This window comes from Arcanobacterium bovis, from assembly GCF_004331995.1.
GTDB lineage: Bacteria > Actinomycetota > Actinomycetes > Actinomycetales > Actinomycetaceae > Arcanobacterium_A > Arcanobacterium_A bovis.
On sequence record NZ_SJDT01000001.1, the window covers coordinates 245801 to 269539 of the forward strand.

Annotated in this window: 21 protein-coding genes; 16 read left to right on the top strand and 5 right to left on the bottom strand. The window is 52.2% G+C overall.

Features of this window, described 5'->3' with window-relative positions; genetic code table 11:
* The first annotated feature begins 108 nt into the window (after positions 1–108).
* From EZJ44_RS01080 to EZJ44_RS01140, 13 genes are all read left to right on the top strand, one after another.
* Positions 109–573 (top strand): type III secretion system chaperone family protein, encoded by a 465-nt coding sequence (locus EZJ44_RS01080; protein ID WP_131279261.1) that lies wholly within the window; start codon positions 109–111, stop codon positions 571–573.
* Complete coding sequence (locus EZJ44_RS01085; protein ID WP_131279263.1) at positions 570–2558, top strand: HSP90 family protein; 1989 nt, start codon at positions 570–572, stop codon at positions 2556–2558. The genes EZJ44_RS01080 and EZJ44_RS01085 overlap by 4 nt, the downstream gene beginning before the upstream one ends.
* A gap of 5 nt (positions 2559–2563) precedes the next feature.
* Positions 2564–4840, top strand: coding sequence for a hypothetical protein (locus tag EZJ44_RS01090; RefSeq protein WP_131279265.1), 2277 nt, complete (start codon positions 2564–2566; stop codon positions 4838–4840).
* 213 nt (positions 4841–5053) lie between these two features.
* Complete coding sequence (locus EZJ44_RS01095) at positions 5054–5887, top strand: ABC transporter ATP-binding protein (RefSeq protein WP_131279267.1); 834 nt, start codon at positions 5054–5056, stop codon at positions 5885–5887.
* Positions 5884–6639, top strand: a complete 756-nt coding sequence (locus EZJ44_RS01100; protein ID WP_131279269.1) for an ABC transporter permease — start codon at positions 5884–5886, stop codon at positions 6637–6639. Before EZJ44_RS01095 ends, EZJ44_RS01100 begins: the two co-directional genes overlap by 4 nt.
* A 9-nt stretch (positions 6640–6648) precedes the next feature.
* On the top strand, positions 6649–8103 hold the full coding sequence (locus tag EZJ44_RS01105) for a sensor histidine kinase (RefSeq protein WP_131279272.1): 1455 nt from the start codon (positions 6649–6651) through the stop codon (positions 8101–8103).
* Positions 8104–8119: 16 nt separating this feature from the next.
* Positions 8120–8827, top strand: coding sequence for a response regulator transcription factor (locus EZJ44_RS01110; protein ID WP_131279274.1), 708 nt, complete (start codon positions 8120–8122; stop codon positions 8825–8827).
* A 71-nt stretch (positions 8828–8898) separates the two neighbouring features.
* A complete protein-coding gene (locus tag EZJ44_RS01115) occupies positions 8899–9198 on the top strand; it encodes an ArsR/SmtB family transcription factor (protein WP_131279276.1) in 300 nt (99 codons plus the stop codon).
* Positions 9191–9487 carry a hypothetical protein gene (locus EZJ44_RS01120; RefSeq protein WP_131279278.1) on the top strand — a complete coding sequence of 99 codons (297 nt, stop codon included), beginning with the start codon at positions 9191–9193 and terminating at the stop codon, positions 9485–9487. The genes EZJ44_RS01115 and EZJ44_RS01120 overlap by 8 nt, the downstream gene beginning before the upstream one ends.
* A gap of 537 nt (positions 9488–10024) precedes the next feature.
* The gene (gene ahpC / locus EZJ44_RS01125) at positions 10025–10588 is read left to right on the top strand and encodes an alkyl hydroperoxide reductase subunit C (protein ID WP_131279280.1); all 564 of its coding nucleotides are present in this window, start codon (positions 10025–10027) and stop codon (positions 10586–10588) included.
* Complete coding sequence (gene ahpF / locus EZJ44_RS01130) at positions 10588–12132, top strand: alkyl hydroperoxide reductase subunit F (protein ID WP_131279282.1); 1545 nt, start codon at positions 10588–10590, stop codon at positions 12130–12132. The genes ahpC and ahpF overlap by 1 nt, the downstream gene beginning before the upstream one ends.
* A 165-nt stretch (positions 12133–12297) precedes the next feature.
* Positions 12298–12798 carry a TetR/AcrR family transcriptional regulator gene (locus EZJ44_RS01135; protein WP_131279284.1) on the top strand — a complete coding sequence of 167 codons (501 nt, stop codon included), beginning with the start codon at positions 12298–12300 and terminating at the stop codon, positions 12796–12798.
* Entirely contained in the window at positions 12795–13154 is a 360-nt protein-coding gene (locus EZJ44_RS01140; RefSeq protein WP_131279286.1) for a hypothetical protein, read from the top strand. The genes EZJ44_RS01135 and EZJ44_RS01140 overlap by 4 nt, the downstream gene beginning before the upstream one ends.
* Positions 13155–13307: 153 nt before the next feature.
* On the opposite strand, the gene EZJ44_RS01145 is transcribed toward EZJ44_RS01140, so the two are convergent.
* Complete coding sequence (locus EZJ44_RS01145; protein WP_338324609.1) at positions 13308–13550, bottom strand: antitoxin; 243 nt, start codon at positions 13548–13550, stop codon at positions 13308–13310.
* 211 nt (positions 13551–13761) lie between these two features.
* On the bottom strand, positions 13762–14628 hold the full coding sequence (locus EZJ44_RS01150; protein ID WP_165496057.1) for an Abi family protein: 867 nt from the start codon (positions 14626–14628) through the stop codon (positions 13762–13764).
* A gap of 371 nt (positions 14629–14999) precedes the next feature.
* On the opposite strand from EZJ44_RS01150, the gene EZJ44_RS01155 reads away from it, so the two are divergent.
* On the top strand, positions 15000–15245 hold the full coding sequence (locus EZJ44_RS01155; RefSeq protein ID WP_131279290.1) for a hypothetical protein: 246 nt from the start codon (positions 15000–15002) through the stop codon (positions 15243–15245).
* A gap of 41 nt (positions 15246–15286) precedes the next feature.
* On the opposite strand, the gene EZJ44_RS01160 is transcribed toward EZJ44_RS01155, so the two are convergent.
* From EZJ44_RS01160 to EZJ44_RS01170, 3 genes are all read right to left on the bottom strand, one after another.
* Complete coding sequence (locus EZJ44_RS01160) at positions 15287–16126, bottom strand: helix-turn-helix transcriptional regulator (RefSeq protein ID WP_131279292.1); 840 nt, start codon at positions 16124–16126, stop codon at positions 15287–15289.
* Positions 16127–16359: 233 nt separating this feature from the next.
* Positions 16360–17517, bottom strand: coding sequence for an ADP-ribosylglycohydrolase family protein (locus tag EZJ44_RS01165; RefSeq protein WP_131279294.1), 1158 nt, complete (start codon positions 17515–17517; stop codon positions 16360–16362).
* A 240-nt stretch (positions 17518–17757) separates the two neighbouring features.
* Complete coding sequence (locus EZJ44_RS01170) at positions 17758–18495, bottom strand: hypothetical protein (RefSeq protein WP_131279296.1); 738 nt, start codon at positions 18493–18495, stop codon at positions 17758–17760.
* 317 nt (positions 18496–18812) lie between these two features.
* Here EZJ44_RS01170 and EZJ44_RS01175 point away from each other — a divergent pair, with 317 nt between their 5' ends.
* Together EZJ44_RS01175 and EZJ44_RS01180 are read left to right on the top strand one after the other, a co-directional pair.
* Entirely contained in the window at positions 18813–21698 is a 2886-nt protein-coding gene (locus tag EZJ44_RS01175) for an SNF2-related protein (RefSeq protein WP_241658543.1), read from the top strand.
* 41 nt (positions 21699–21739) lie between these two features.
* Positions 21740–23731: a site-specific DNA-methyltransferase gene (locus EZJ44_RS01180; RefSeq protein ID WP_131279298.1), complete on the top strand. Its 1992-nt coding sequence runs from the start codon at positions 21740–21742 to the stop codon at positions 23729–23731.
* Positions 23732–23739: the final 8 nt, after the last annotated feature.

A 23739-nucleotide genomic window follows, 5' to 3' on the forward strand; every position in this document is an offset into this window, starting at 1 on the left:
TAAAATTGTTAATAATCGGCGTCACTGAGCAAGTTGGGTTACCTAGCAAGTTGGCAAGGCACAGATTCCCAGCACTTGCGCGTGTTTACCAAACAGACAGGATCTAGCATGGGATTTTTTGATAACGCTACGCCCACCGGAGGCTTGCAGCCCATCAGTCGCGAGCGCATTAAGCAGATTCTCGATTCGCTTGAGTGGAACTACCAGGTGGACGACGACGGCGACGTGCTCGGCGGCTGGGAACACGGCTATTTCCTCTTTGGAATCACGGGAAACAATGCCGAGGTGTTGATCGTGCGCGGCACTTGGTACGGCACATTGCCAGGAGCTAAGTTGGACGACGTCAACCAGTTTGTTATGAACTGGAACCGCGAAACCATCTGGCCAAAAGCCTATTCTTTCTACAACGAGGAAGAAGACGCCGTGCGCGTGAATTGCGAGCATTCGGTGGATTATGAATTCGGTTTGACCGACGATCAGCTCCGCCAGCATCTACTGTGTGCAGTAACCACTGGCTCGTCGCTGTTTGAAAAGCTTGCCGAAACCTTCCCCGAAGGAATGCCAACCGAGTGACTTCCGAAAGATTCAAAGTTGATCTTGGAGGCCTTGTTGAGCTGCTTTCCAAAAACCTCTACTCTGGCCCTCAAGTTTACGTGCGTGAGCTGCTCCAAAATGCAGTTGATGCAATCACGGCTCGGCGTGAAATCGAACCGGATGCACCGGCGTCGGTAAAAATCGAACCGTGGGAAGATGGCTCAGGCGTAACGGTAACCGATACCGGAATCGGCTTAACCAAAGCTCAGACTGCCGAATTCCTCGCCACAATTGGGCGCACCTCCAAACGCGACGAGTTACTTGGCGCTGGGCGGGCGGAATTCCTCGGGCAATTCGGCATCGGCATGCTTGCGGCTTTCTTGATCGCCGACGAAATCGAGGTGATCTCGCGCTCTGCCCTGCCAGATTCCACGCCAGTTCGTTGGCTTGGAAAAGCCGACGGCACATTCCAAGTTTTCGACGTGGACGGCGATATTCCCGTAGGTAGCCAGGTGCGGCTGCGCGCTCGGCCCGACACGCGCAACTGGGTTGCCGAAGAAACTGTGGTATCGCTCAGCCGAGATTATGGCTCTTTGTTGCCGTTTAACGTGCAGGTTCGCCTGCGGGTTGGCGCGGAGTTCAAATGGCAGCGCATCACGGCTGGTATGCTTCCGTGGCAGGAGACTTACGAGAGCGACGCACGGCGTAATCAGGCACTTCGCAGTTATGCCGAATCAGTGTTTGGCTTTACCCCGCTGGCAATGATTGATCTCAATGTGCCGCTGGCAGGCGTGAGCGGAGTGGCATTCGTACTTCCGCAAGCAGTGGCACCAGGCTCGGGCCGACATCGCGTGTACGTAAAGAATATGCTGGTAGGTTCGCGGATTGACTCCATCCTGCCGGACTGGTCGTTCTTCGTGCGCGCCGTCGTCAATGCCGATGCGCTCGCGCCGACCGCCTCTCGCGAACAGCTACGCGACGACGAAATCCTCCTGCTCGTGCGCGAAGCGCTCGGCGATCAGATCATCAACTGGATCACTGCCACCATTGATGGCGATTCCACGCAAAAGGCACAATTCATATCTACGCATCATCTTGCACTTCGGGCGATGGCTCTCCAAAGTGACGCGATGCTTGAAGTGGTCACCAAAGCGGTGCCTTTTGAAACCACACAAGGAATGCTCACCCTTGAGCAAGTGCGAGAGATTTCGGCGAGCCCTGAGTCGGCAGAATTTGCTGCTCATTCGCGGCGGAATGGGACTGAGGCAGGTGCGCTGCTCTATGCGGCAACTGTGGAATCCTATAAACGCATTGCGCCGGTGGCGCGAGCCGAAGGCTTGCTGGTAGTCAATGCCGGCTATGTGTACGACCTCGATCTCATATCTCGGCTGCAACAAAAACCGACGTGGCAGGTCAAAGAGCTGAGTCCGCGTGATGTGACGGCGGTGCTCGAACTAATTTCGCCAGATCGGATCGATGCCGTTGCTGCTGCACGCGAACGTGCTCAGGAGATTCTGGCGAGTCATGACTGCGCCGTTGACGTGCGCTCTTTCCAGCCCGACGACGTTCCAGCAATTCTCTTGCACGATGTAGACGCTGAGCGCCAGCGCAGTTTCGATGAGGAAGTAGAAGCCGCAGGTGATCTGTGGGACGGTCTGCTTGCCTCGTTCACTTTGGATGGTATCGACGACATAACCAGCGGCGATACTGCAGGCAACGGTAACGATGAAAGCGGTATTGGTGCTGGTTCTGGCGCTGGGATTGGCTCGGGTATGGGTGCTGGTAACGGCGCAGGCTTTTCGGCAAATGCAAAGCACTACACGCGCACCGTCGTCTTCAACGACGCGAACGCAACCGTGCGTCGTCTTTTCACCGAACCTCAACACGAAGCCTTCGCATCCGGCGTCTTTGCGCTGTACCTGACGGCGGTAATGCAGTCGGGCGAGGGGCTGAATGGAATTGAAACCTCCCTGCTCAACGACTCGCTCAATATTTTGCTCGACTCGGCACTTAAAGAAAGATAACGAATATGTGGACTGAGGAAGAAGCCGCACGGCGGCTGTGGCAAGTGCGTCAGCTCCCCTACGGTCTTGCCCGCACCACGGCAACTGAGTGGATTGTACGCACGCTGTCGACCGATGGACCGGAACAGAAGTTGCCGTGGGCATTGCTCGAGCTCGTGGAAGCATACACTTTCGGCCCGGCTTCACACCACGGTTTCGCGTCATTTTCACAGCTATTGCGGATGTGGGATGAGCACCCAGAATACTTTGATGAGCAGGATCAACAAAATCTGTTTTGGGAGTTTAAGTGGATCGCCGAGGCCTTGACCTCCTATCCACAAATCTCGAAAGCGCAAGCACGGGCGATGCTCGACGATATGCGCAGGCGTTTTGCGCTGGCTGGTCATAGTAGCGTTGCCGTGGACAAGGCAGAATTTGGTTGGGCGAACCATATTGGCGACGACGCCGCAGCTGAGCGTTGGCGTAGCGCTTGGCTGGCACACGGTGAGGATCCGATGGATTGTGCTGCGTGCAGGTATGGCAGCTTGGTTGCCCATTTGGTGAATCGCGGCAAGTTCCGCGAGGCAATTGAGGTGGGCGTTCCTCAGAGCGTGGGTTGTAACCGCGAGCCGGCTACTACCATGCGTTACCGTGCGCTGGCGTTTTTGGAATTGGGCGACGGCGCGCAAGCCGCGCTACACCTGCTGCATGCGCAAGCTAATCGCGATAATACGGTGTTGGATTGTTACGATGTTGGCCCTGAATTTGAAATTCTTGCCCGTGGTGGCGCGCTCGAGCGAGCACTGCGACTGCTGCGAGACCGTGGGCGGCCGGCATTTGCTGGGCAGATCGATCCTGGTACGCGCTTCGACTGGTTGATTTCTGTGATTAAGGGCTTGTCCGCCAATATGGATCAGGCTCAAACGCCAACCTCGATTCGTGAAGGCAAAACCGTTGGCGAGCTGCTCACATGGGCAATCGACCAAGCGACGCCACTTGCGCAGGCTTTTGATCGACGTGCAGAAAACACTCGTTTCACTGAGATTCTCGAGCGGGCGCAGACTGCTAAACAAGCCGCTAAACTGGACTTTTCTACTGAGCGGCTCGAACAGGCAGCTGCTGAGGCGGCGAAAGCAGCTGCAGGTGCAGAAACGAATGCTGCAGGTGCAGCGAGAGACGCGGCGGGCGCAGCGACGACAAAGACTGCTGGTTCAGATGTTGGTGCTGGTAGTGACGGCGTTGGTGCTGCTGGCGCTGCATCCACTGAAGCAGGTGTTAGTGGCGACACAACCGGCGTCGGTGCAGGTGTTGGCACAGCTGATGACGGTACTGGTGACGGTGGCGGTGCTAGTGATACCGCAGGAACCGACTCGGGCAAAACGGCAAGCTCAACGGCTGGCACTGACGAAACTGCTACAGACAACGAAAACGCCGATGCCGTCTACACCAAGGCCGACAGACTGGCTTCGCGCAAAGAGTACGACTTGGCAGCCAAAACCTACCTTCGCGCAGCTACGCTGCGCGAAGAAGCTGGGGATTTAGCCGGAGCCGGCATTGCTTATGCCGATTGCGCCCAGTGCAATACCTTGATTCAGGAGTTTTCCCAGGCGTGTGACTTATTTGACCGCGCATGGCCGCTGCTTTTGGTGGGAGATATTCCAAGCGCGGCGCTAATCGATATTCTTGCTGCTTGGTGTGCCTGTGCTGAGAAAATCAATGCTGTACATCAGCTCACGAGTGCAGCTGCTAATATCGAGAAGCGTCTCACCGAGCCAGACACTGCCGAGATGATTGGCGATTACGCCGAGCGCGCTAGCAAAGAATACGCCTGGAACAAGGCTCGACTCATTGATCTTAACGCCCGAATTTGTGCAGCTGTTGCAGCCGAAGCTGAACATGCTGGTAATGGCGCTGAACAGGAGATGAGCGAGGATCTCGCCCCAGTTGGTCAGCTTGGCGAGGTTGATGAGCACAGTATATTTGGGAAGTCGGGCAATTGCGCTCAGCACAAAGAAAACGACTTGCTTAACCGAGCGATTGAGCTGGCACTTGCCGCAGCTAGAGCATTTTCCGAGGCAGGAGATACGAATTCTGCCGGATCGTCGCAAGCTTTGGCAGCACAACTGTGTACGTCAACTGATTCTCAGGCATCTCAACGTCATTACGAAGCAGCTCTAGAAACATTCACCAGTACTCGCAATTCCAAGGCTTTCGAAACCCTCATTGATGAGTACGTGACGTACCTGCACTCTATCGGCCTAGACAACAAGGCTACCGAGCTGATGGCACGCCTATTTTCATAGTTATGAGCCAGCGTGCCGCTAACCTTTGTCCTAACTTAGGCGCCGACTTATCTATCGCGCTTATATAGCGCGATACCCCAAAGATCGCCTAAGTTACGGAAGTCCCCCGCTCCCGTCACCCACTTCTCCTCACTCGAGGCATGACATCTGTCATGCCCATATCCTTACACCTCACACTTCCAGCGATCTGCGCAGCCCCACCATAATTGGGGTATGAGCATAAAACTGACCAATGTGGTGAAAACTTTTGGTATCGGAGCAAAGGTAACAGCCGTTGCCGGCATCAATCTCAGTATTTTACCAGGCGAAGTGGTAGCACTCCTTGGTCCCAATGGCGCAGGTAAAACTACCACAATTGATATGATTCTCGGATTAACGAAGCCGAGCGAAGGACAAATCGAAGTCTTGGGCGCGAGCCCACGCACCGCCGTCATCGAAGGAAAGATAAGCGCCCTGCTCCAAACGGGCGGCCTCCTGCGTGACATGCGCGTTGGCGAAACTGTGGATTATATCGCGGCCACGTACAATAAGCCGACTCTCGGACGCGCGGCACTTGAGCGCGCCGGCATCTCCCACCTTGCCAATCGCAAGATTTCAAAGTGCTCCGGCGGCGAGCAACAGCGCCTCAAATTCGCTCTTGCTCTTCTTCCCAATCCCGAGCTGCTGATTCTCGACGAGCCAACTACCGGCATGGATGTGAGCGGGCGTCGAGATTTTTGGACCACTATGCGCGAGGAAGCCACCGCAGGACGCACCGTCATTTTCGCCACCCATTATCTCGAAGAGGCACAAGATTTCGCTGATCGTATCGTATTGATGAACCGCGGCAAGATCGTTTCGGACGGTTCGGTGAGCGAAATACGCAATATCACTGGTCAGCGGCGCGTCAATTGGATTCAAGACGGCGAAAGCCACACAGCACTGAGTGCCGATTCAGATAATTTCGCGCGAGAGTTACTCGCAACCCCAGGCGTCCACAGCCTCGAAATCGCAACTCCTTCGCTCGACGACGCATTCGTTTCACTCACCTCGGAGAACGCCTTATGAAAATTCCAACCCTTATTTCCATCGATTTCAAACGCGCGCTACGCGATTCTGGCACTATCTTTGTGCTGGGAATTCCGCTGCTCATGTTTATTATTTTCGGAACTACTACGTCGTATGCGGAGTTTCCATTCGGCAACGGGAACGTCGCGATGATGACGATGATCAATATGGCTCTGTACGGCGCTACGTCGGTGACCGTAGCACTAGCTTCCAACGCCGCGGTTGAGCGCATGCAGGGCTGGGGACGGCAGATCGCGCTCACTCCCCTGCGCGATTCGCAATATGTATTAGTAAAAGTAGTGGTAGCTGGCTTGTTTGCACTCCTGCCCATGCTCGCAATTTACCTCACTGGGTTTGTGACCACGTCCGAAGCTCCGGCGCGGGTGTGGGCGCTGAGCTTCGTGCTTATCCTCGCAGGTGCACTAGTGATGGCGTTGTACGGTCTGTTTTTCGGTCTGGCACTGAAATCGGACAGCGGCACTACAATTGCCACCGGCACGCTCGTGGTGCTGAGCTTTTTGGGCAATCTTTTCGTTCCACTTTCTGGCACGATGCTCACGATTTCCAAGTTCACGCCGCTGTATGGCTTTGGAGTTATCGCCCGTTGGCCGCTGGCCGAAGGTGCGAATGTGGGTATGGACGGAAATGCCGTACAAGAATCGCTTCAACTTGCCGTTGCCAACTTTGCGGTTTGGGCGCTCGTGCTGGCTGCGGCGTCACTCTGGGCATTCAAACGTTCACGCTCGCGTTAATATGGAGTCATGAGCTCACATAAGTTCGAACGTTCTGTAGTGCCACACGTCGAACCGGCGGCATTACCTGCGGCGTCGCACGCAGATCTGCCTGCCGATTCGGCGTTGACGGCGTGCGATTTCGTTACGGAACACCATACAGGCGACGGCGCTGATGGACGTTCGTACGGCACTAACGTCCATGAGCACGACGGCGCAGCTCACCGCGGTAGCGAGCCACGCAACGAGGTGGGCAGCGTTGTTCCTAGGCGAGCGGCGTCGTCCCTCCCCGAGCAAACGCCGTCGCCCACACCCACGCCCACGCCCACGCCCACGCCCACGAGAACTCAATCTGCCATTCCTTCCAATATCTCTACAGGCCCACATATAACTATGCACGCTAAACCTCATTCTCCCGCCGACGACATCGAACGGCACGGCACGCTCGCCGGATACATCTCCGGTCTCGTGTGGCTCGGCTTTCTGTTCTACCCTGTTTACGCAGCACTACACTACGAGCCGCTCATCAAATACGCAGCTCTAAGCTTCACAGGCCTGTTTATTCTCACTTACTGCGCATCGCTCGCTGTGGCGTTCAAAAATGAAATTTTTCTTCGTGGGCAGTTTATGCCGCAGGCTATTGCGCTGATTTTGGCGGCAATCGGCATCACAGCAATAGAGTTTTTCCTGCTAGGAGATATCGCCGTTACGTACGTCGTGTACCTAGTGCCGATCTGTATATTTTTGTTACCTATGCCGTGGAATTTCTATATTTCCGGTTTGCCAGTGATCTACACCTTCATTCTCGCGTTTACACGGGACTTTGGAATTCTATCGATTGCGATTGGTTCCATCGGAACTTATATCGCGGTGACTGCCTCGGTGTTCTTCCAGATCCTCGGCAACAAAAAGACGGCGCTCGTCACTCAAATGGCAACTCTTGAAGAACGCGAACGAGTGGCGCGAGACGTGCACGACGTGCTCGGGCACTCACTCACCGCTATCGCCCTCAAATCGGAGCTAGCCCGTGAGCTGGTGGAGCGCGATCCGCAGCGGGCACGTGCTGAGATCGACGCTATCTACAACCTCTCCCGTCAGGCGATTGGCGAGGTAAGGTCCACGGTTTCGGGCTTGCGTGTGCGCCAGTTGGTGCATGAGCTGGACGCTGTGCGCACCATCGTAAGCGACGCCAATATCGAATTTTCGCTGGTAGGAAGCCCCGATGAGGTTACGCCCAGTGCACGCATACTGTTCGCTTGGGCGTTGCGCGAAGCCGTCACCAATACGGTGAGACATGCAAAAGCCCAGCATATTTGGGTTACCTTGCGAGAAACTTCGATTTCTATTCGCGACGACGGCGTTGGGATGGGTTCGCACAGTTTCGGTAACGGTTTGTCTGGTTTGCGGCATCGGGCGGAAGACGCCGGTGCCAAGCTGAGCGTTTCGAGCCCCGATCCAGGTACTGAGGTTAAAATTGAGCTATGAATCGAGTGATCAGAGCATGATTAAGGTGTTACTCGCAGACGACCAAGCGATGATCCGCGGCGCGCTCTCGGCGCTACTTTCACTAGAAGGCGATATTGACGTCGTGGCAGAGGTAGGCACTGGTGATGCGGTGATTCCCGCCCTGGATCGAGCCTTTGGAGGATGCGATGGCGCTGATGGGCACGATGGTGCTGGTGCGAACGAAAGTGCTAGTTCCTACGAAAGTACTGGTGCGCACGAGAGCACTCGTGGAACCGGCGTCGACGTCGCTATTTTGGATATTGAAATGCCGGGCTGCTCCGGAATTGAAGCTGCGAAACTCGTACACGAAAAGTATCCGCAGGTGAAATGCCTCGTCTTGACCACATTTGGGCGGCCTGGCTATATGCGACGTGCACTCGATGCGGGCGCGCTCGGATTTATGGTCAAAGAGACTCCTGCGCGCGAGCTCGCCACCGCGATCCGTCGTCTCAATCAAGGAGAACGCGTTATTGATCCCAGCCTGGCTGCGGCGGCACTGGTTGAGGGCGCGAATCCACTGAGCGAACGGGAGCGTGAGCTATTGCGACTGACGCTCAGTGGGGATCGGATTTCAGATATTGCGCGGCGAGTTTTCCTCTCGGAGGGCACCGTTCGTAATCATTTAAGCGCGGCGATGGCCAAGACTCACACCGAAACACGGATGCAAGCTGCACTATTAGCCGAAGATAACGGCTGGCTTTAGACTCTTATTGAGAACAGATGTCGTTGCATAAACATATTGCAATATCTTTATATGTATGATTGGATGGAGTCATGAGAACGTTGGACGGCCAAGCCGAGGTTGCGAGAATCTTCAAGGCGCTCGGAAACGAAGGGCGACTGGTCGTACTATGGGCTCTCAGTCAAAATGACTGCACAGTTAGCGAGTTAGCAGCGACTACGGAACTATCCCAACCGCTCGTCTCGCAACACTTGCGGTCACTAAAACAGGTGAAACTCGTGAACGGCACCCGCCAAGGCAAAGAAGTTATTTACTCCCTTGCCGACCACCACGTTGCACACATCGTGGAGGATGCGTTCATTCACGTTACCGAAGGAGATAATCATGACTAACACCGACATTCACGCAGAGCACACAGTCTCCGAGCACGAGCACGGCGAAAACTGCGGACACGAAGCAGTACAGCACGGCGATCACATCGACTACGTACACGGCACACACCACCATGCTCTTCATGGCGACCACTACGACGAGCACGAAGCGGTTGCAGAGCACACCGTTGCCGAGCACGCACACGGCGAAGATTGCGGCCACGAGGCTGTTGAGCACGGAGATCACGTTGATTACATTCACGATGGTCACCGCCACGCAGCACACGGCGAGCACTACGACGAGCACTGAGTTTAGCTCAATACCCGTACTCTAAATAGGCGATTTTGCAGGCAATTCGCACAGTGGGTTTCTCGGCAGGTTTTTGATTCCTCCGCAGATTCTCATAGACGCGCGGAGCTTGTGAAGTCGCCTATTTGAGTTTTCGAGGAGCCAGTTGCGGCTTTGGATTGTCGGTCAACACTAGAGACGTAATCACCCAAGACAAAGGTGCTCGAATCCAAGAAATCTCCCGATGCACTCCACGATTCACGGACCGCGAACAAACAATAGCACTGCACACCTTGGCAATTTCCGCACGCCACGGTAGAGTAATACATGCTATCTGGAACTATTCCAGTTTGGAAGAGTTGGAGAGTTGACGCAACGCAGAAACAACACGAGGCGAGTGCGCACGCAAGGCGGATCCGGCGACGTCGGTATAAAACACCGGAAAAACTGGACAAGCCTACGCAAACCAACAGTCAACAGCGCATAACCAGCAAAACGCAAGCACCTCCCCCAAGCCAATAGCAACACAAAATCCAATACTCAACTAAGGAGAATGAGATGTCGCTTATCAACACCAAGGCAGCCGAATGGGCAGGAACCGCATACCACAACGGCGATTTCGTGGATCTTTCCAGCGAAGACCACAAGGGATCGTGGGCAATTCTTTTCTTCTACCCTGCCGATTTCACCTTCGTTTGCCCAACCGAGCTTGAGGACATGGCCGATCACTACGCAGAGTTCGAGAAGATGGGCGTGAAGGTTTACGCATTCTCGACCGACAAGCACTTCTCACACAAGGCTTGGCACGATTCCTCCGAGCGCATTGGCAAGATCACTTTCCCAATGGTGGGCGATCCTACCTGCAAGATTGCAGAGGATTTCGAAACTCTCCGCCCAGGCGAAGGCGCAGCAGACCGCTCCACCATCGTCATCGATCCAGACGGCGTTATTCAGTACGTTGAGACCACTTCCGAGGGTGTTGGCCGCAACGCCGCCGAACTCCTGCGCAAGGTAAAGGCAGCTCAGTACATCTACAACCACCCAGGCGAAGTTTGCCCAGCTAAGTGGGAAGAAGGCGAAGAAACGCTCGCTCCTTCATTCGACCTTTCCGGAAAGCTCTGATGTTTCTCGACGACAACACAATCAACCAGCTCAAAAGCTTAGTTACCAATATTAAGCTGCCGATTCGCTTCGAGGCTTCGCTCGACGATTCAAAGCGCTCCCAGCAGATGCGTGAGATGCTCAACCAAGTTGCGCAACTGTCGGATCTCATCGAGTTTACTGAGGTAGCTCACGAGCGCACGCCGTCGTTCGCCATCTCCCGGGTGAACTCAGACGTGTCTGTGCGAATCGCTGGCTTGCCAATGGGCGAGGAATTCTCAAGCTTCGTATTGGCGATGGTGCAGGTTGGCGGGCACCCTGTGCGTGCGGATGAGGACGTTATTGAGGCGATCAAGGCCATCGACGAGCCCCATGAGTTTGTCACGTATATGTCTCTCACCTGCCAAAACTGCCCGACCGTGGTGCAGTCGCTCAACTCGATCTCGATCCTCAATCCGCTGATCAAGCACACCGCAGTTGAGGGCGGCGCTTTCCAAGACGAAGTGAACGCGCGCGGCATCAAAGCGGTGCCCGCCGTCTTCATGGACGGAGAGCCGTTTGGCCAGGGACGCATGGGCTTCCAGGAGATTCTCGCGAAACTCGACACCGGATCGCATACCAAGCGCGCCGAGAGGCTCAACGCTTCCGAACCGTTCGACGTGCTCATCGTTGGTGGCGGACCGGCGGGTGCGACGGCGGCCGTCTACGCTGCTCGAAAAGGCCTGCGTGTTGGAGTGGCCACAGAAAATGTGGGTGGTCAGGTACTCGATACGGCCTCGATTGAAAACCTCACGGTGATCGACAAGATCGGCGGCACAGCGCTCGGCAGCGAGCTTGAGCAGTCGATGCGCAGCTACGGCGTGGAGATCATGACCGGCCTGCTCGCCGAGAAGCTGCACAACAAGGACGACGCCGGGTTGTTCGCGATCGATTTTTCCGGCGGCGTTACGCTGCGCGGCAAGAGCGTGATCGTCACGACGGGCGCGCGTTTCCGCACTACAGGCGTACCGGGCGAAAGCGAGTACCGCAATAACGGCGTAAGTTTCTGCCCGCATTGCGACGGACCGCTGTTCAAGGGCAAGCCGCTCGCTGTAATTGGTGGAGGCAACTCCGCGATTGAGGCAGCGATCGACTTGGCTGGGATTGCCGAGCACGTGACCGTTGTGGAGCTAATGCCCGAGCTCAAGGCAGACGATGTGCTGCTGAAGAAGCTCGATTCGCTGAGCAATACCAGCGTGATTACGTCCGCTGCGTTGCAAAGCGTTGAGGGGGACGAATCCGGCGTAACCGGAATAACCTACAAGGACGCCGATGGCGAGCTACACGAAGTGCCCGTTAACGGTATCTTTGTACAGATCGGTCTAATTCCGAATGCCGAGTGGCTCGATGGCACGCTTGAGCTCAAGCGCGGCGCCGTGGTGGTTGACGGGCGAAATGCCACTTCAATGGCCGGTGTTTTCGCAGCTGGTGACGTTACCGACATCCCGTACAAGCAAGTAGTGATCTCGCTTGGAGCTGGCGCAAATGCTTCGCTCGGAGCGTTCGATTACTTGATCCGGCAGTGAGCTAGCGCCGCTTAGGCGGGCGTCGCGCGGGTTAGCCGGGCGAAGCGCAGATTCTTGGGGCGATAGACGCAACTTCTTGAAATATATTCAGATGTTGCGTTTATCGCCCCAACTTTTTGCCAAATTATTCTTGACTATTCATTCTTGAATGATTATTCTTAAAACATGGGTAGAAATAGATCATTCGATACGGCGCAAGCGCTGGCAGCGAGCGCACGCTTGTTTCGTACCAAAGGCTATGAAGCGACGTCGATTGACGACGTCGTCGCAGCCACCGGCATACACCGCGGCAGCTTGTACAACACGTTCGGCAGCAAACACGGGCTGTTCATGCAGGTATTAGAAAACGCCCTGCTCAGTCTCAGCAACAGCGAGAATCTTGAGATCTTGCTGGTAGCACTATTTGACATCGCACCAGAAAATCCAAGCGTACGAGATGCTATTAGCGGCGCGATCAACGACGCCATCGGCGATTCCACTGGTAACAGCGCGAACCAACAAGGTGCAGAAAATATCGAAGCTGTGCTTGGCCGAGCACTGTTGAAACGCGCAGGCATTGCAGCTAACGATTCCATCAACGAAACCGCCGACAAAACCACCTACGAAACCGTCACCAAAGACGCAACCACAGCGGCGTCGTCCACACAGAGAAACGAGGAAAAATGACTACCACCAAAATCTTCGTCACGCCTACCGAGCTGGTCGTACGCCCGTGCGGAATCAACAAATTGTGGAGCTTGAAAAACGAAGTGCGAGTGCCACTGCGTAACGTACGCGGAGCCACGCACGATCCAGGCATGCGCCATGAGCCAAAAGGGATGCGCGCACCTGGTTTGCGCTGCGGCAATAAACTTGCAGGCACCTTCCATATTGACGGCATGCGCAACTTCTGGAACGTGAGCGGCTATGAGAATGCCATCGTGATTCAGCTAGCGCCCGGCGAACACTTCAATCAGCTTATCGTGAGCGTGGATCACCCCAGCGAGAGCGTGGATCTCATTAATAACGCCGTGGCGAAATAAGCCGCGATAAGTCGCGCGATAGGCGGCACAACAGGCGCTACAACGCGCGGCGCAGCGAACGACCCAGTAAATTGCGCAAAAACTTGCCCGGCAAGCAGCACAGTAAGTAGCGCAGTAAGGTACCCAGTAGCTTACCTGGTGAGAAGTGGATGCTTATTCTGAACCGAGTTTGTCGTCGGCTGCGTCGCGTGCAGAATCAAGCTTGTCGGTGAATTTGCCACCGGTGAGCTTGTCTGTAGCGTCGTGAATTGCGTCGAGCGCCTGATCAGTTTTCTCTTCGTCGTTCTTGATGTTGTCTAATGCTTCGGCAGCTTTATTTTTAAGATCGTCGAAATTCATGGCTTTCCCTTCCGTGTGAGTATCGGAGAACATAGCCTGACCTGCCGCGCTAGTCATGCCTCACGACTAGCGTGCCGGCAGGGCAAACCGAGCAATGTTCACTATATGCACGTCACGGTCAAAACATGCACATTTAGCACACACGTTCCAACCGCCAGCACACATTTATTCTATATTTTTTGTTCGGGAGATTCAGGGCGAAAACGGGGGCGCGAGCCTCTCAATATTGCACTAACTGCTTGACACCACAATAGTGACCCGTAGGAGGTCACTTCATTCGCGGCGTTAGGATGCCCTGTTGATATAGCACGTTGCTATTGAGCAGATTTTCTACCTCTTCGAACCACGACTCACAGATATTGAGAGCTTTCAGCCATCGTCTAATTACTAAGATACCGCCGTAACTTCCTGGATGTGAAAACGGTGGTGCACAACGTTTTTCTTTTCCTTGCACTTTGAAGGCAATATCAAATGAACGATTCCATAGTTGACCATAATGAGCACAACGATTTCGAAGGCTTAAAAAGGCATGCAAAGTATCGGAAAAACTTTGTCGAGTAATCGAAAGCGAATCAGCTGTATCCAAAACTACTTGTGGTTTCGCAATGTATTGGCATATTCTCACCAAAGATCCAAAACTCATGGTCTCTACCGCAACCCAGATAGGGAGGGCCGAGTAGTCACCATTGGGGGCATAACGCTCAACTGTAGGCTGATTTTTCCGAGAGAGCTGATGTTCAAGCTTTGAAATAAATTTTTCAAGATCTTGTGTCTGAGATACATACTCTGACGGATTTAAGTAGAAAGCTTGGTTTCCATAGACTTTCCCTGCTTGATAAGCAAAAGCAGACCTTACGGATATTTCGATATACTCTAAAGCTTGAAGCAGTAAACGGCGCAGTTGCCTGTCGCATTCCATTAACTCTTGAATTTTTTCAAAAGACACACCGTCAACAAATTTGTTATCGCCATTTCGGGGATCCTCTTGGAACTCCCTCGCATATCCCGAGAATCGATAGTAGTTATTGGTCTTCAAAAAACTCTTCGCACTTTCAGGCGTTGTGACAAGCAGCCCTCGATCTTGCAGCAGTTTGAGCTGGTCATCTAACGAAAGAAACGGTTTTTCTCCAGGCATGATTCCCCAAAAGGTACAGATTGGCCCTCCGCATTTTAGGAAGACCAAAATATTTCTGGTCAGTAACCTTGGGAGGGCGCTGATAGATTCAGTATACATACTTTTCTTCATTAGGTGGATATTTAAGTCGAACTATGAATACCGGCACAGAACCAGGACACCGGATATTGGATTGAGGTACGTCGCAGGTTTCTTCACGAGACGACGACGGAGCGACTCACTTACCCCAGAGACATCCGTATCACATAACGTCAACGAAAACGCTACGATGTATAGCGACTTTGGTATCCGCGTCGTCGCTTGCTGGTGATGACATTCGTACGACGGCTTGTGGGCTTTCCGTATCCGCACACTCCCCTAGGCGCAGTTATATGGCTTCCACCACTGAATATCTTGACTATGTGCTTGACCTTCTGCGTGAAGTCCTAGAAGCACTTTCATACGACACACCACTCAAGGTGCACGACATCTCCATCGCAACCCAACGCACTGCGAATGCATTACGTCCTATCCTTCGCGAGTTGATTGAAATGGGACTTGTCAAGGCTACAGCTCCTGCACAAAGTCGTCGCCGCGCCTATTTACGCTCTCAATCTCCACACGATACGACAAACTAAGCACGTTTCCGACGATATTCGAAACGGGATCCACAACGCTCCTACTCCGTTTCGACGACGGCGTCCTCCACAACGATTGCGGAGATGATGCGATCGAGCCGGAAGTGACGCAGACTTTCACGCAGGTAGCAGTGTGAATACACAAGAATTCCGGTTTGGGTGGGAATAAAGCGAAATGGACGAATCGTGCGCACAGTGAGCCGCGAATCTTCGCTCATGTACACAATTTTTACCGCGCGAAATTCGGTCATGGCAGTGCGGATGATTTTGTAGATGATCCGAACGCGGCGCTGGTCAGAATCGAGCGGGCCAGACGGCGACTTTAACCATGGGCGAATATAGTCCGGTATGGCGGCGAAAAGCTTTTCTCCTAGGTTGGTGGCCTGCTTTGGATCGATGAATCCGGAGGCACCAGCACTGGCTACGTATTCGTAGAGACCACATAGCTCGTCAAATGTGAGTTCTAGATTACCCACGATCGTATTGCGGTCGATGACGAGATCGTCGGCAAATTCGGCGTCAAGCTTAGTAGCGTCGTCATGAGGAAGACGGCGGAGAGACTCGCGATGGTCTGCGGCGTCGTCGCCCTCGAAATCTTCACCGTCCTCGGCATTCAATGCGGCGAAATATATACTCGGAAAATGATCTGGATCGCGTAAGACCATCGCGTTGAGAGCGGAAAGGCGCTGGTCACGCTCAGCAACGGTAACTTCACCCTGCTCATTCGTGGTAAAAGTAATCTCAGTGCGGGCAGGGAGCGGGCGGAAGAGCATGAAAATTTGGTGGCTGCGCATGTTAAACTCCGAGGCCAGAGCGCTGATTTTCACTCCTTCGGCACCGGCGGCTACCACGCGCGCCATAATGTTATCGATGAGATCCATAAGGTTATTGTCGCATTTCGGGCGAAGAATGGTTGATATTTACAAGAGAAAAATACTTGTCGACTGTTTCTTAGATTCTGTCTTCTATAGAAAATAGGGATGAGCCGGCAGTCAGTGGCACTCCACATCAATAACTTTTGCCCGCTTGCGCGGGAACACGGTTGTGTCGAACAGTTAGACTTTCATTCCTGTGTGCTTTAATCCCACTTTGTCAAGATCCGGGAACGCGTGCCTCAGATCCCTTCCACAGCGGCAAAGCGCTTCGCCAGTTCTTCTAGGTAGTCACGGCGTTTGACGGCGTCGAGCCAGTTGCGTGGGATCGATTCGGCGCCATACGCAATGCCCGCGGCCGCGCCCACGATCGCCGCGTAGGTATCGGTGTCGCCACCGAAGCGGACGGCGGTGCGGATAGCTTCGGGGTACGACGTCGTATGCAACAGCGAGTACAACGCGATTTCGAGGGTATCGACCACGTACGCCGACGCCGTGAAGTCCGCAGGAGTAAGCGAAACAAACTCGGGACTGAAGATTTTTGAATGTGCCGCGAGCGCCTCCTGCCATTGTGGATCGTCTGGGCGCCAGTCGCTGTATGGGAGGGCGACGGCGCGCTGGTACGCCCGCGTAACGTCAAGACCAGCGAGGATTCCCCAGAGAAACTCGCAGAAAATAATGCACGAGAGCTGGGAGATCGCGTGTCCGTGCGTAATTTGCGAAGCTTGGGAGACGACGTTCCATCTGTGTTCGCGGGAATGAGGTGGCTCATGGGAAAGGATTTGTTCGCGAGAGGGGTTGGACGCGGTGACTTCGCTGCACACGCTCGTTGGCACATGTTCACCTGTTGCTGTGTGCCCACAGCTTGCCCCGTAGCCACCGGCAGATGCATGCCCACCGGCTGCCAGGTGAAGAGCGATCGGGAAAATGCGCATCAGGGCGCCGTTGCCGTTGTCGCGCACACGTGTTGCGCCGGATTCAAGGGCGGGCGTGCCTCCTTGGAAGCGTCCGAGCGCCATCATCACCGTCATTCCCAATCCAAATGGACGCTCGATGGAGCAGTATTTTATTTCCTCCCACCAGGCTAAGAATTGGCGCATGACGTCGGTGAGGTCGAGGCGGCCCTGGTGGGAAATAATCGATTCCATTGTGGCGACGGCCATGGAGGTGTCGTCACTCCAGGCGCCAGCAGGTATCGCGCGGCACGGCCGGGAATTGGCTGAGTCAACGTCACTCGCAGCATACATGGCGTCGAGTGGGTGTTGGGCGACTTGATCCGCGTTTAGAAACTCGAACGGAACGCCAAAGGCATCACCGACTGCCGCACCGAGCAGGGCAGACGTTACCTGGGAAGCAGTGAGTGACCCGACGCCGGACGCGCTGGTGATGTTGATACCCATAAGAACCTGCTTTCAGTGGACTAGTTGCGCTAGGACGATGAAATGACGCTGCCAAGGCCATTATATGTGCGAGGGTTCAGAAGCTGGGGAATATGTTTGGAGGTTTATGACCTGGCGAAGGAGAGCCATTCGTTAGGAAACGTTAGCTAATTTCTGATGCTACCTCGCAATAAGAAAAATCCTTTATATTGATGAAAAGTCCTAGTTCTAATTAGCCCACTCAAGCTGGGCAAGCTTTCGTCAGTATATGGTATCTCCCTCGACTTGACGCTCTGCTAATTTGAGATCACAGCCCAAGGTTTTTGCACGATCTCCCAATACTCCTTGTTTTGCCGCAACTGCAATCAACTCGCGCCAAGTCTCCAAACTTTCAGCTATTTTGGCGGTCAGAGTTTGGATATACTCCTCACGACGACACTCACGCGAGATGTACCGATGTAAGAGATCCTGCAAACTTGGATCCATTTCTATCACCTTATTCTCAACCTTCTCCCAATAGTCTTTCGGACTTTCCTGTGTTTGAGGGTTGTCACCAAGCGCATCAAGATAATAAAAACGTCCAGATTTCCCATAACGGTCAAGCGTGTCGAGAATCAAGGGCCACAAAGGATCCCTTTCGAGCTCGTGTAAGGCATCTTTAACGTACTGAGGATGCGTTGCTTTGTTTATCCCTTCCTCAATTACTCGTCGTAGTGCGGCATCCATCTTTTTTAGATCATGACCATAATCTTTTTTGAGAATTTTGGCAGGTATCCATTCACGATTCTTATCCAGATAGACATAACCAAGCGCCAACTTCAATAATTTTTCAACACCTATCGAGAGCAACGTCAGTACAGGCTCACGCGTAGTGTCAATAAATACAGCCGATCCGAGCGTATGCATGCCGTACTGCAATAAGCGTTTCGCAGAATCCAGTTCTTCGGACAGATAAAACGCCTGTTGCCCTGTCAATTTGTCGTTGTATTGATTGTTCATAGCCGCACCGCCTACCATCGCTAATATTTCAAAATCCGAAACTCTAGTCCGGATCGTTATTAAATCTTGCGTTTATTTCTTGATCTCATCCTACTTATCGATTGCAAAATATCGAACCACGTAATATTTTCGCTTTCCTTCACCTGTGGCCCTTCGAGGAATTCTTCAAAAACCGAGATTCGTCAATGAACCTCAACATTCGCATACACTTAATACAACAATATTAATGATTACGTTTTCTTTTTGATCAAGAAAGAAATGTACGTGCTTGAATATGTATAATTTTCAGTACGCCGTAGCACAACGAAGGAGCATCTGTGGGCAACGATGCCAGCGCCACTTCCCTGAATGATTATCAGGCAAAATATTTCGCTCACCAACTGGAACGTTCATATTCCAATGAACATGTTGGGAAACTTGCCGGCCTGCTCTTTGATGCACAAGTAGAACCAAAACCACACCAAATCGACGCTGCCCTTTTTGCTCTGCAAACGCCATATATGAAGGGAATTATCCTAGCCGACGAAGTTGGCCTTGGTAAGACTATCGAAGCAGGAATTGTTATCAGCCAATTCTGGGCTGAACGTAAACGTCGAATATTGATTATTGCCCCCGCCAGCCTCCGCCAACAGTGGAAGCAGGAGCTGTGGGAAAAATTCATGCTTCCCGCTGAACTCATCGATCACAAAACGAAAGATAAGCTTCACAAACACGGCCCGTCAGCGGAGCCCACGGTATTGATCGTTTCGTACGAGTTCGCGAAATCAAACCAAGAAGCATTATTGCGTCAGTGGGATATTATCGTTGCAGACGAAGCACACCGTCTGCGTAACTACTGGTCAGGTAACGCGAAGACGGCGAACGCAATCTCTCACGTTTTCCGTCAAGCTAGCAAAGTTGTATTACTTACCGCTACACCTCTCCAGAATCGCCTTGAGGAGCTTTACGGATTAGTTTCTACATTCGATACCTATTTTTTCCATTCGCTTGACGCTTTTCGCGAGCGGTATATCAAAAACCGCTCACTAGTGGGCGGCGATGATCTTGCCGAACGAGTGCGCACCATCGCGAAACGAACACTTCGCCGTGACGCTGAAAAGTATATCCGTTTCACCCAGCGTATCCCTATGACAGTAGAGTTTGAACCATCAGACGATGAAAAACGCCTCTATGACCTTGTAGATGCCTACCTCCAACGCGACGATCTTTACGCATTCGCGAGTTCTCAACGATTCCTTTCTGCGACGATCATTCGCAAACGTCTCGGGTCATCAACCTACGCTGTTGCACACACCCTGGAGAATATTGCGAACCGTTTACAATCAGAGCTAGAGGCTGGGCAACTTCGCAACCGGCGTGGCAACTTATTCGAAGATGAACAGTTCGATTTAACAAGTGACGAACTCGAAGAACTGGAAAACATCAACGCGCAACATAACCCGATTTCTGATCGTAACGTTCAGGAAGAAATCGAAGCAGAAATCAATGAGCTCCGTAGCTACGCAGCACTGGCTCGCTCCATCACTGTCAACCAAAAAGCAGTGCATGTACGCGACGCCCTTGAGCAGGGTTTCGCCAAACTTCGTGAAATCGGTGCTCCAGAAAAAGCGATTATCTTTACCGATTCAACGGTCACTCAAGCTTATTTGGAACGCCATCTTACTGACATTGGTTATGGCGATGGCCTCGTGCTTTTCAACGGTACAAATAACTCTCCGCGAGCTAACCAGATTTACCGCGACTGGCTTGAGGCGAATGCCGATACCGATCTCATTACTGGAAATCCTTCAGCTGATCGCCGTAAAGCTCTTGTGGATTACTTCCGTGATCACGGAAAAATTATGATCGCTACCGAGGCAGCGTCCGAAGGTGTGAACTTGCAGTTCGCTTCAATGCTCATCAACTACGATTTGCCGTGGAATCCTCAGCGAGTTGAACAGCGTATCGGCCGTATCCACCGATTCGGACAAAGGTTCAATGTGGTGATTGCAAACTTCCTCAACAAAGAGAATGTTGCAGAGCAGCGAATCCTTGAGCTTCTTACTGAAAAGTTCCAACTGTTCAGCTCAGTATTCGGAGCTTCCGATGAGATCCTCGGTAGTATTGAAGACGGCTTAGATATGGAACGAAAAGTTGCCGCTATTCTTGCCGAATTTAAGACGGCGGAAGAGATCAGTGCCGCGTTCGACCAGCTGGAAGCAGAATATGCAAGCGAAATTGACGCAGAGATGAAGAAGGCGAAGACGAAAGTCTTCGATCACCTCGATCCACACGTGCAAGATCGTTTGAAGAATTACGACAAGCAGTCAGACCAAGTTCTCAACCAATTTGAACGCTTGCTGATGAGTCTCACGCGCTACGAACTTGCCGATTACGCGACATTTGATTCTGATACACACAATTTCCACCTCAACCGAGCACCAGCTGAAGAAGTAAAGGTTGGCCAGTATTTCTTCAAATCCAGCCCACTTCCACATGCTCACCAGTATCGTTACGCGAGCCCGCTCGCTCGATACGTCATTGACTCAGCTTTGCAGAGCCATACCCCAGAGGTGGAGATTGAGTTCAGTATTAGCAAGTCTCCTCGCGCTACCAAGTCCGTGCGCGAGCTTGCTGGCCAATCGGGAATCTTGACGGTTCGGAAACTAACCTTTTCGATATTCGCCCAAGGTCAAGATCTATCTGAGTCGTACCTTATTTCCGCTGGCCGAACTACCCACGGGAAGAAACTCGACAGTGAATACGTGGATGACATCTTAAATCTAACTCCAGTTCAGACCACAGCCACCAGTAACGTCGATATAGCCCCTTTAAGCGAAGCACTGGAAGCACAAGCCGAATCCCTCAATAAAGAAGTCAAGCATCGCAATTCGCGTTATTACTCTGAGCAAGAAGACGTCACCTATCGCAATCTACAAGACCGCAAAGCCGAGCATGAGAAGCTCATGCGAGAGCTCGAAGCCAAAATTAAGCAGTTACGCAAGGAAGCAAAAAATACCGACGACGCACTAGAGAGCTTGAAGCTCAAACGGAAAGCAGATCGTCTTGAAGATCAGATTGACGACGCCGAAGATACGTTTCGCGAGCAAAGGCGACAACTCCGCAAGGAATCGAGAAACTACCTTGATTCTGTGGAAGACTCGTTGAAGGGTAGCGAAACACAGGAAGAACTGTTTACGATCCGTTGGCGAATCGTAAAGTAAATTTTATTTAGAACTTGAACATTGGTAACAGGAGATTAACTATGACAGACGGTTTTGGCGTTGTAGAAGAAACTGGCGACATTCACGAGATTTCACCCGCTTCGCCAGATTTTCGCACCGAACTTGCAGAACAAATTGCCGATCTCGCTCCTGAAGCAGTAGCGGACGGAAAAATCGACTTCGAAAAGTTAAAAGAACTTCTCAGCGACGACGTATCTAGTTCTCCTGAACGCTTCGGCCTATTCTGGCCAGGCAAGAAACAAGCAATTCGCACGGCTCAGTCTCCTACTACTGCCACGCTTCAGCCCGACTTCGAGAACTCCAAGAATTGGGATACCACTCAGAATGTGTTTATCGAGGGTGACAATCTCGAAGTGCTCAAAGTTCTACAGAACCATTACTATGGCAAGATCAAGATGATCTATATTGATCCGCCATACAACACAGGTAAAGATTTCGTTTACAAAGACGATTTCCGTGATGGCATGAAGAATTATCTTGAGTGGACTGAGCAGGTAAACGGCGAAGGGAAGAAGGCATCCAGCAACTCAGAATCTGAGGGACGTTACCATTCTAATTGGCTCAACATGATGTATCCGCGCCTTAAACTTGCGCGAAATCTGCTCACTGACGACGGTGCCATCGTTATTTCCATTAACGAAAAAGAACAATCGCACCTTAAAGACCTCTGCGATGAAGTATTCGGCGAAAATAATCTTATCGCCCAATTTATATGGCGAAACGAAGGAAATGTGGATCAGCAAAGCAAAGTTAAAGGCGTTCATGAGTATATTCTCGCCTATGCACGCCAAGCTGATCGCTTTGCAAAACCTACAGTTATCGACCCGAATATTTCAGAAAACAGTAAGCTTTTCAAAAAGGAAATTGAGAACTCAATAACTAAAAATGGACCAGCGAACCCACCTTCATCCGTATTCCTACCCAAAGGCTTTCCAGCGAATTTCGACTCAGGAATAATCAGAAAACGAACCGATCTATATCCTTATTATGAAAATGACATTCAAGTTGAATCTGGAAAAACTCGGAACCCAGGAAATGTATATAGCGGTTGGAGCTCTCGCAATCTTTTAGAACTTTTTATCAAAAATGGATTTACCCCCATAGTAGACTCTGAGGACAGAGAAACTCGATTTGAACTCCGAGAAACCGGAGCAATATACATGGTAAAACTCCGCAAGGACGACCAAGGACATGTGATCTCAGTTCTTAGTAATTTTGGGACTACTAAGAAAAACAGCTCGCTGCTCGGAGATATGGGCATCTTTTTTAGTTTTCCCAAGCCTATATTGCTTATCCAATACCTAATCAGTATCTTCACTGCAACCTCTTCAGGAGATCAAATTCTCGATTTCTTCGCAGGATCTGCAACTACGGCTCATGCCGTGATGCAGTTGAATGCTGAGGACGGTGGGAACCGGAATTTTATTATGGTTCAGCTTCCTGAGCCAACAGACGAAAAGTCTGAAGCTCGCCAAGCTGGTTATTACACTATTCCTGAAATCTCTCGTGAGCGCATTCGCCGCGCAGGCGAAAAGATTCTCGCAGAAGAAAAATCCAAGCTTGACGGCCGTACAGATCTCGATACCGGCTTCCGCGCATACAAGCTCACTGACACGAACTTTACAAAGTGGAACGTTGGAAGTGACGTTACGGAAACTATACTACAGGGCGAACTACTCTCAACGGTAGATTCTGCCTCAGATGGATCACGCATCGATGATCTCTTCACAGAGCTTCTCCTAAAACAGGGTATGTCCCTTACGGAAAAAGTAGACAATATCGAGATTTCTGGCGTCAGCCTTCGCGCCGTTCATGATAATGAAGGCGGGCTAGCCGTGCTGGCCTACCTTGATGAGCATCAGTCCCCAACTTTGGAGCAACTTCGCGCGTTTATCGATACAAAGCCAGCACGCTTTGTCATCCTTGAAGATGCCTTCAAAGGCAACGATGAGCTAAAAACGAACCTAGTGCAGATGTGCAAAATCAATCACGTTGAACTCTGGACTGCGTGAGGCAAACA

Bases quoted from the DNA above. Each gene is read 5' to 3' on its own strand.
- EZJ44_RS01080 (WP_131279261.1), top strand. From the start codon at position 109: ATGGGATTTTTTGATAACGCTACGCCCACCGGAGGCTTGCAGCCCATC.
- EZJ44_RS01090 (WP_131279265.1), top strand. From the start codon at position 2,564: ATGTGGACTGAGGAAGAAGCCGCACGGCGGCTGTGGCAAGTGCGTCAG.
- EZJ44_RS01095 (WP_131279267.1), top strand. From the start codon at position 5,054: ATGAGCATAAAACTGACCAATGTGGTGAAAACTTTTGGTATCGGAGCA.
- EZJ44_RS01100 (WP_131279269.1), top strand. From the start codon at position 5,884: ATGAAAATTCCAACCCTTATTTCCATCGATTTCAAACGCGCGCTACGC.
- EZJ44_RS01105 (WP_131279272.1), top strand. From the start codon at position 6,649: ATGAGCTCACATAAGTTCGAACGTTCTGTAGTGCCACACGTCGAACCG.
- EZJ44_RS01110 (WP_131279274.1), top strand. From the start codon at position 8,120: ATGATTAAGGTGTTACTCGCAGACGACCAAGCGATGATCCGCGGCGCG.
- EZJ44_RS01115 (WP_131279276.1), top strand. From the start codon at position 8,899: ATGAGAACGTTGGACGGCCAAGCCGAGGTTGCGAGAATCTTCAAGGCG.
- EZJ44_RS01120 (WP_131279278.1), top strand. From the start codon at position 9,191: ATGACTAACACCGACATTCACGCAGAGCACACAGTCTCCGAGCACGAG.
- ahpC (WP_131279280.1), top strand. From the start codon at position 10,025: ATGTCGCTTATCAACACCAAGGCAGCCGAATGGGCAGGAACCGCATAC.
- ahpF (WP_131279282.1), top strand. From the start codon at position 10,588: ATGTTTCTCGACGACAACACAATCAACCAGCTCAAAAGCTTAGTTACC.
- EZJ44_RS01135 (WP_131279284.1), top strand. From the start codon at position 12,298: ATGGGTAGAAATAGATCATTCGATACGGCGCAAGCGCTGGCAGCGAGC.
- EZJ44_RS01140 (WP_131279286.1), top strand. From the start codon at position 12,795: ATGACTACCACCAAAATCTTCGTCACGCCTACCGAGCTGGTCGTACGC.
- EZJ44_RS01145 (WP_338324609.1), bottom strand. From the start codon at position 13,550: ATGACTAGCGCGGCAGGTCAGGCTATGTTCTCCGATACTCACACGGAA.
- EZJ44_RS01150 (WP_165496057.1), bottom strand. From the start codon at position 14,628: ATGCCTGGAGAAAAACCGTTTCTTTCGTTAGATGACCAGCTCAAACTG.
- EZJ44_RS01155 (WP_131279290.1), top strand. From the start codon at position 15,000: ATGGCTTCCACCACTGAATATCTTGACTATGTGCTTGACCTTCTGCGT.
- EZJ44_RS01160 (WP_131279292.1), bottom strand. From the start codon at position 16,126: ATGGATCTCATCGATAACATTATGGCGCGCGTGGTAGCCGCCGGTGCC.
- EZJ44_RS01165 (WP_131279294.1), bottom strand. From the start codon at position 17,517: ATGGGTATCAACATCACCAGCGCGTCCGGCGTCGGGTCACTCACTGCT.
- EZJ44_RS01170 (WP_131279296.1), bottom strand. From the start codon at position 18,495: ATGAACAATCAATACAACGACAAATTGACAGGGCAACAGGCGTTTTAT.
- EZJ44_RS01180 (WP_131279298.1), top strand. From the start codon at position 21,740: ATGACAGACGGTTTTGGCGTTGTAGAAGAAACTGGCGACATTCACGAG.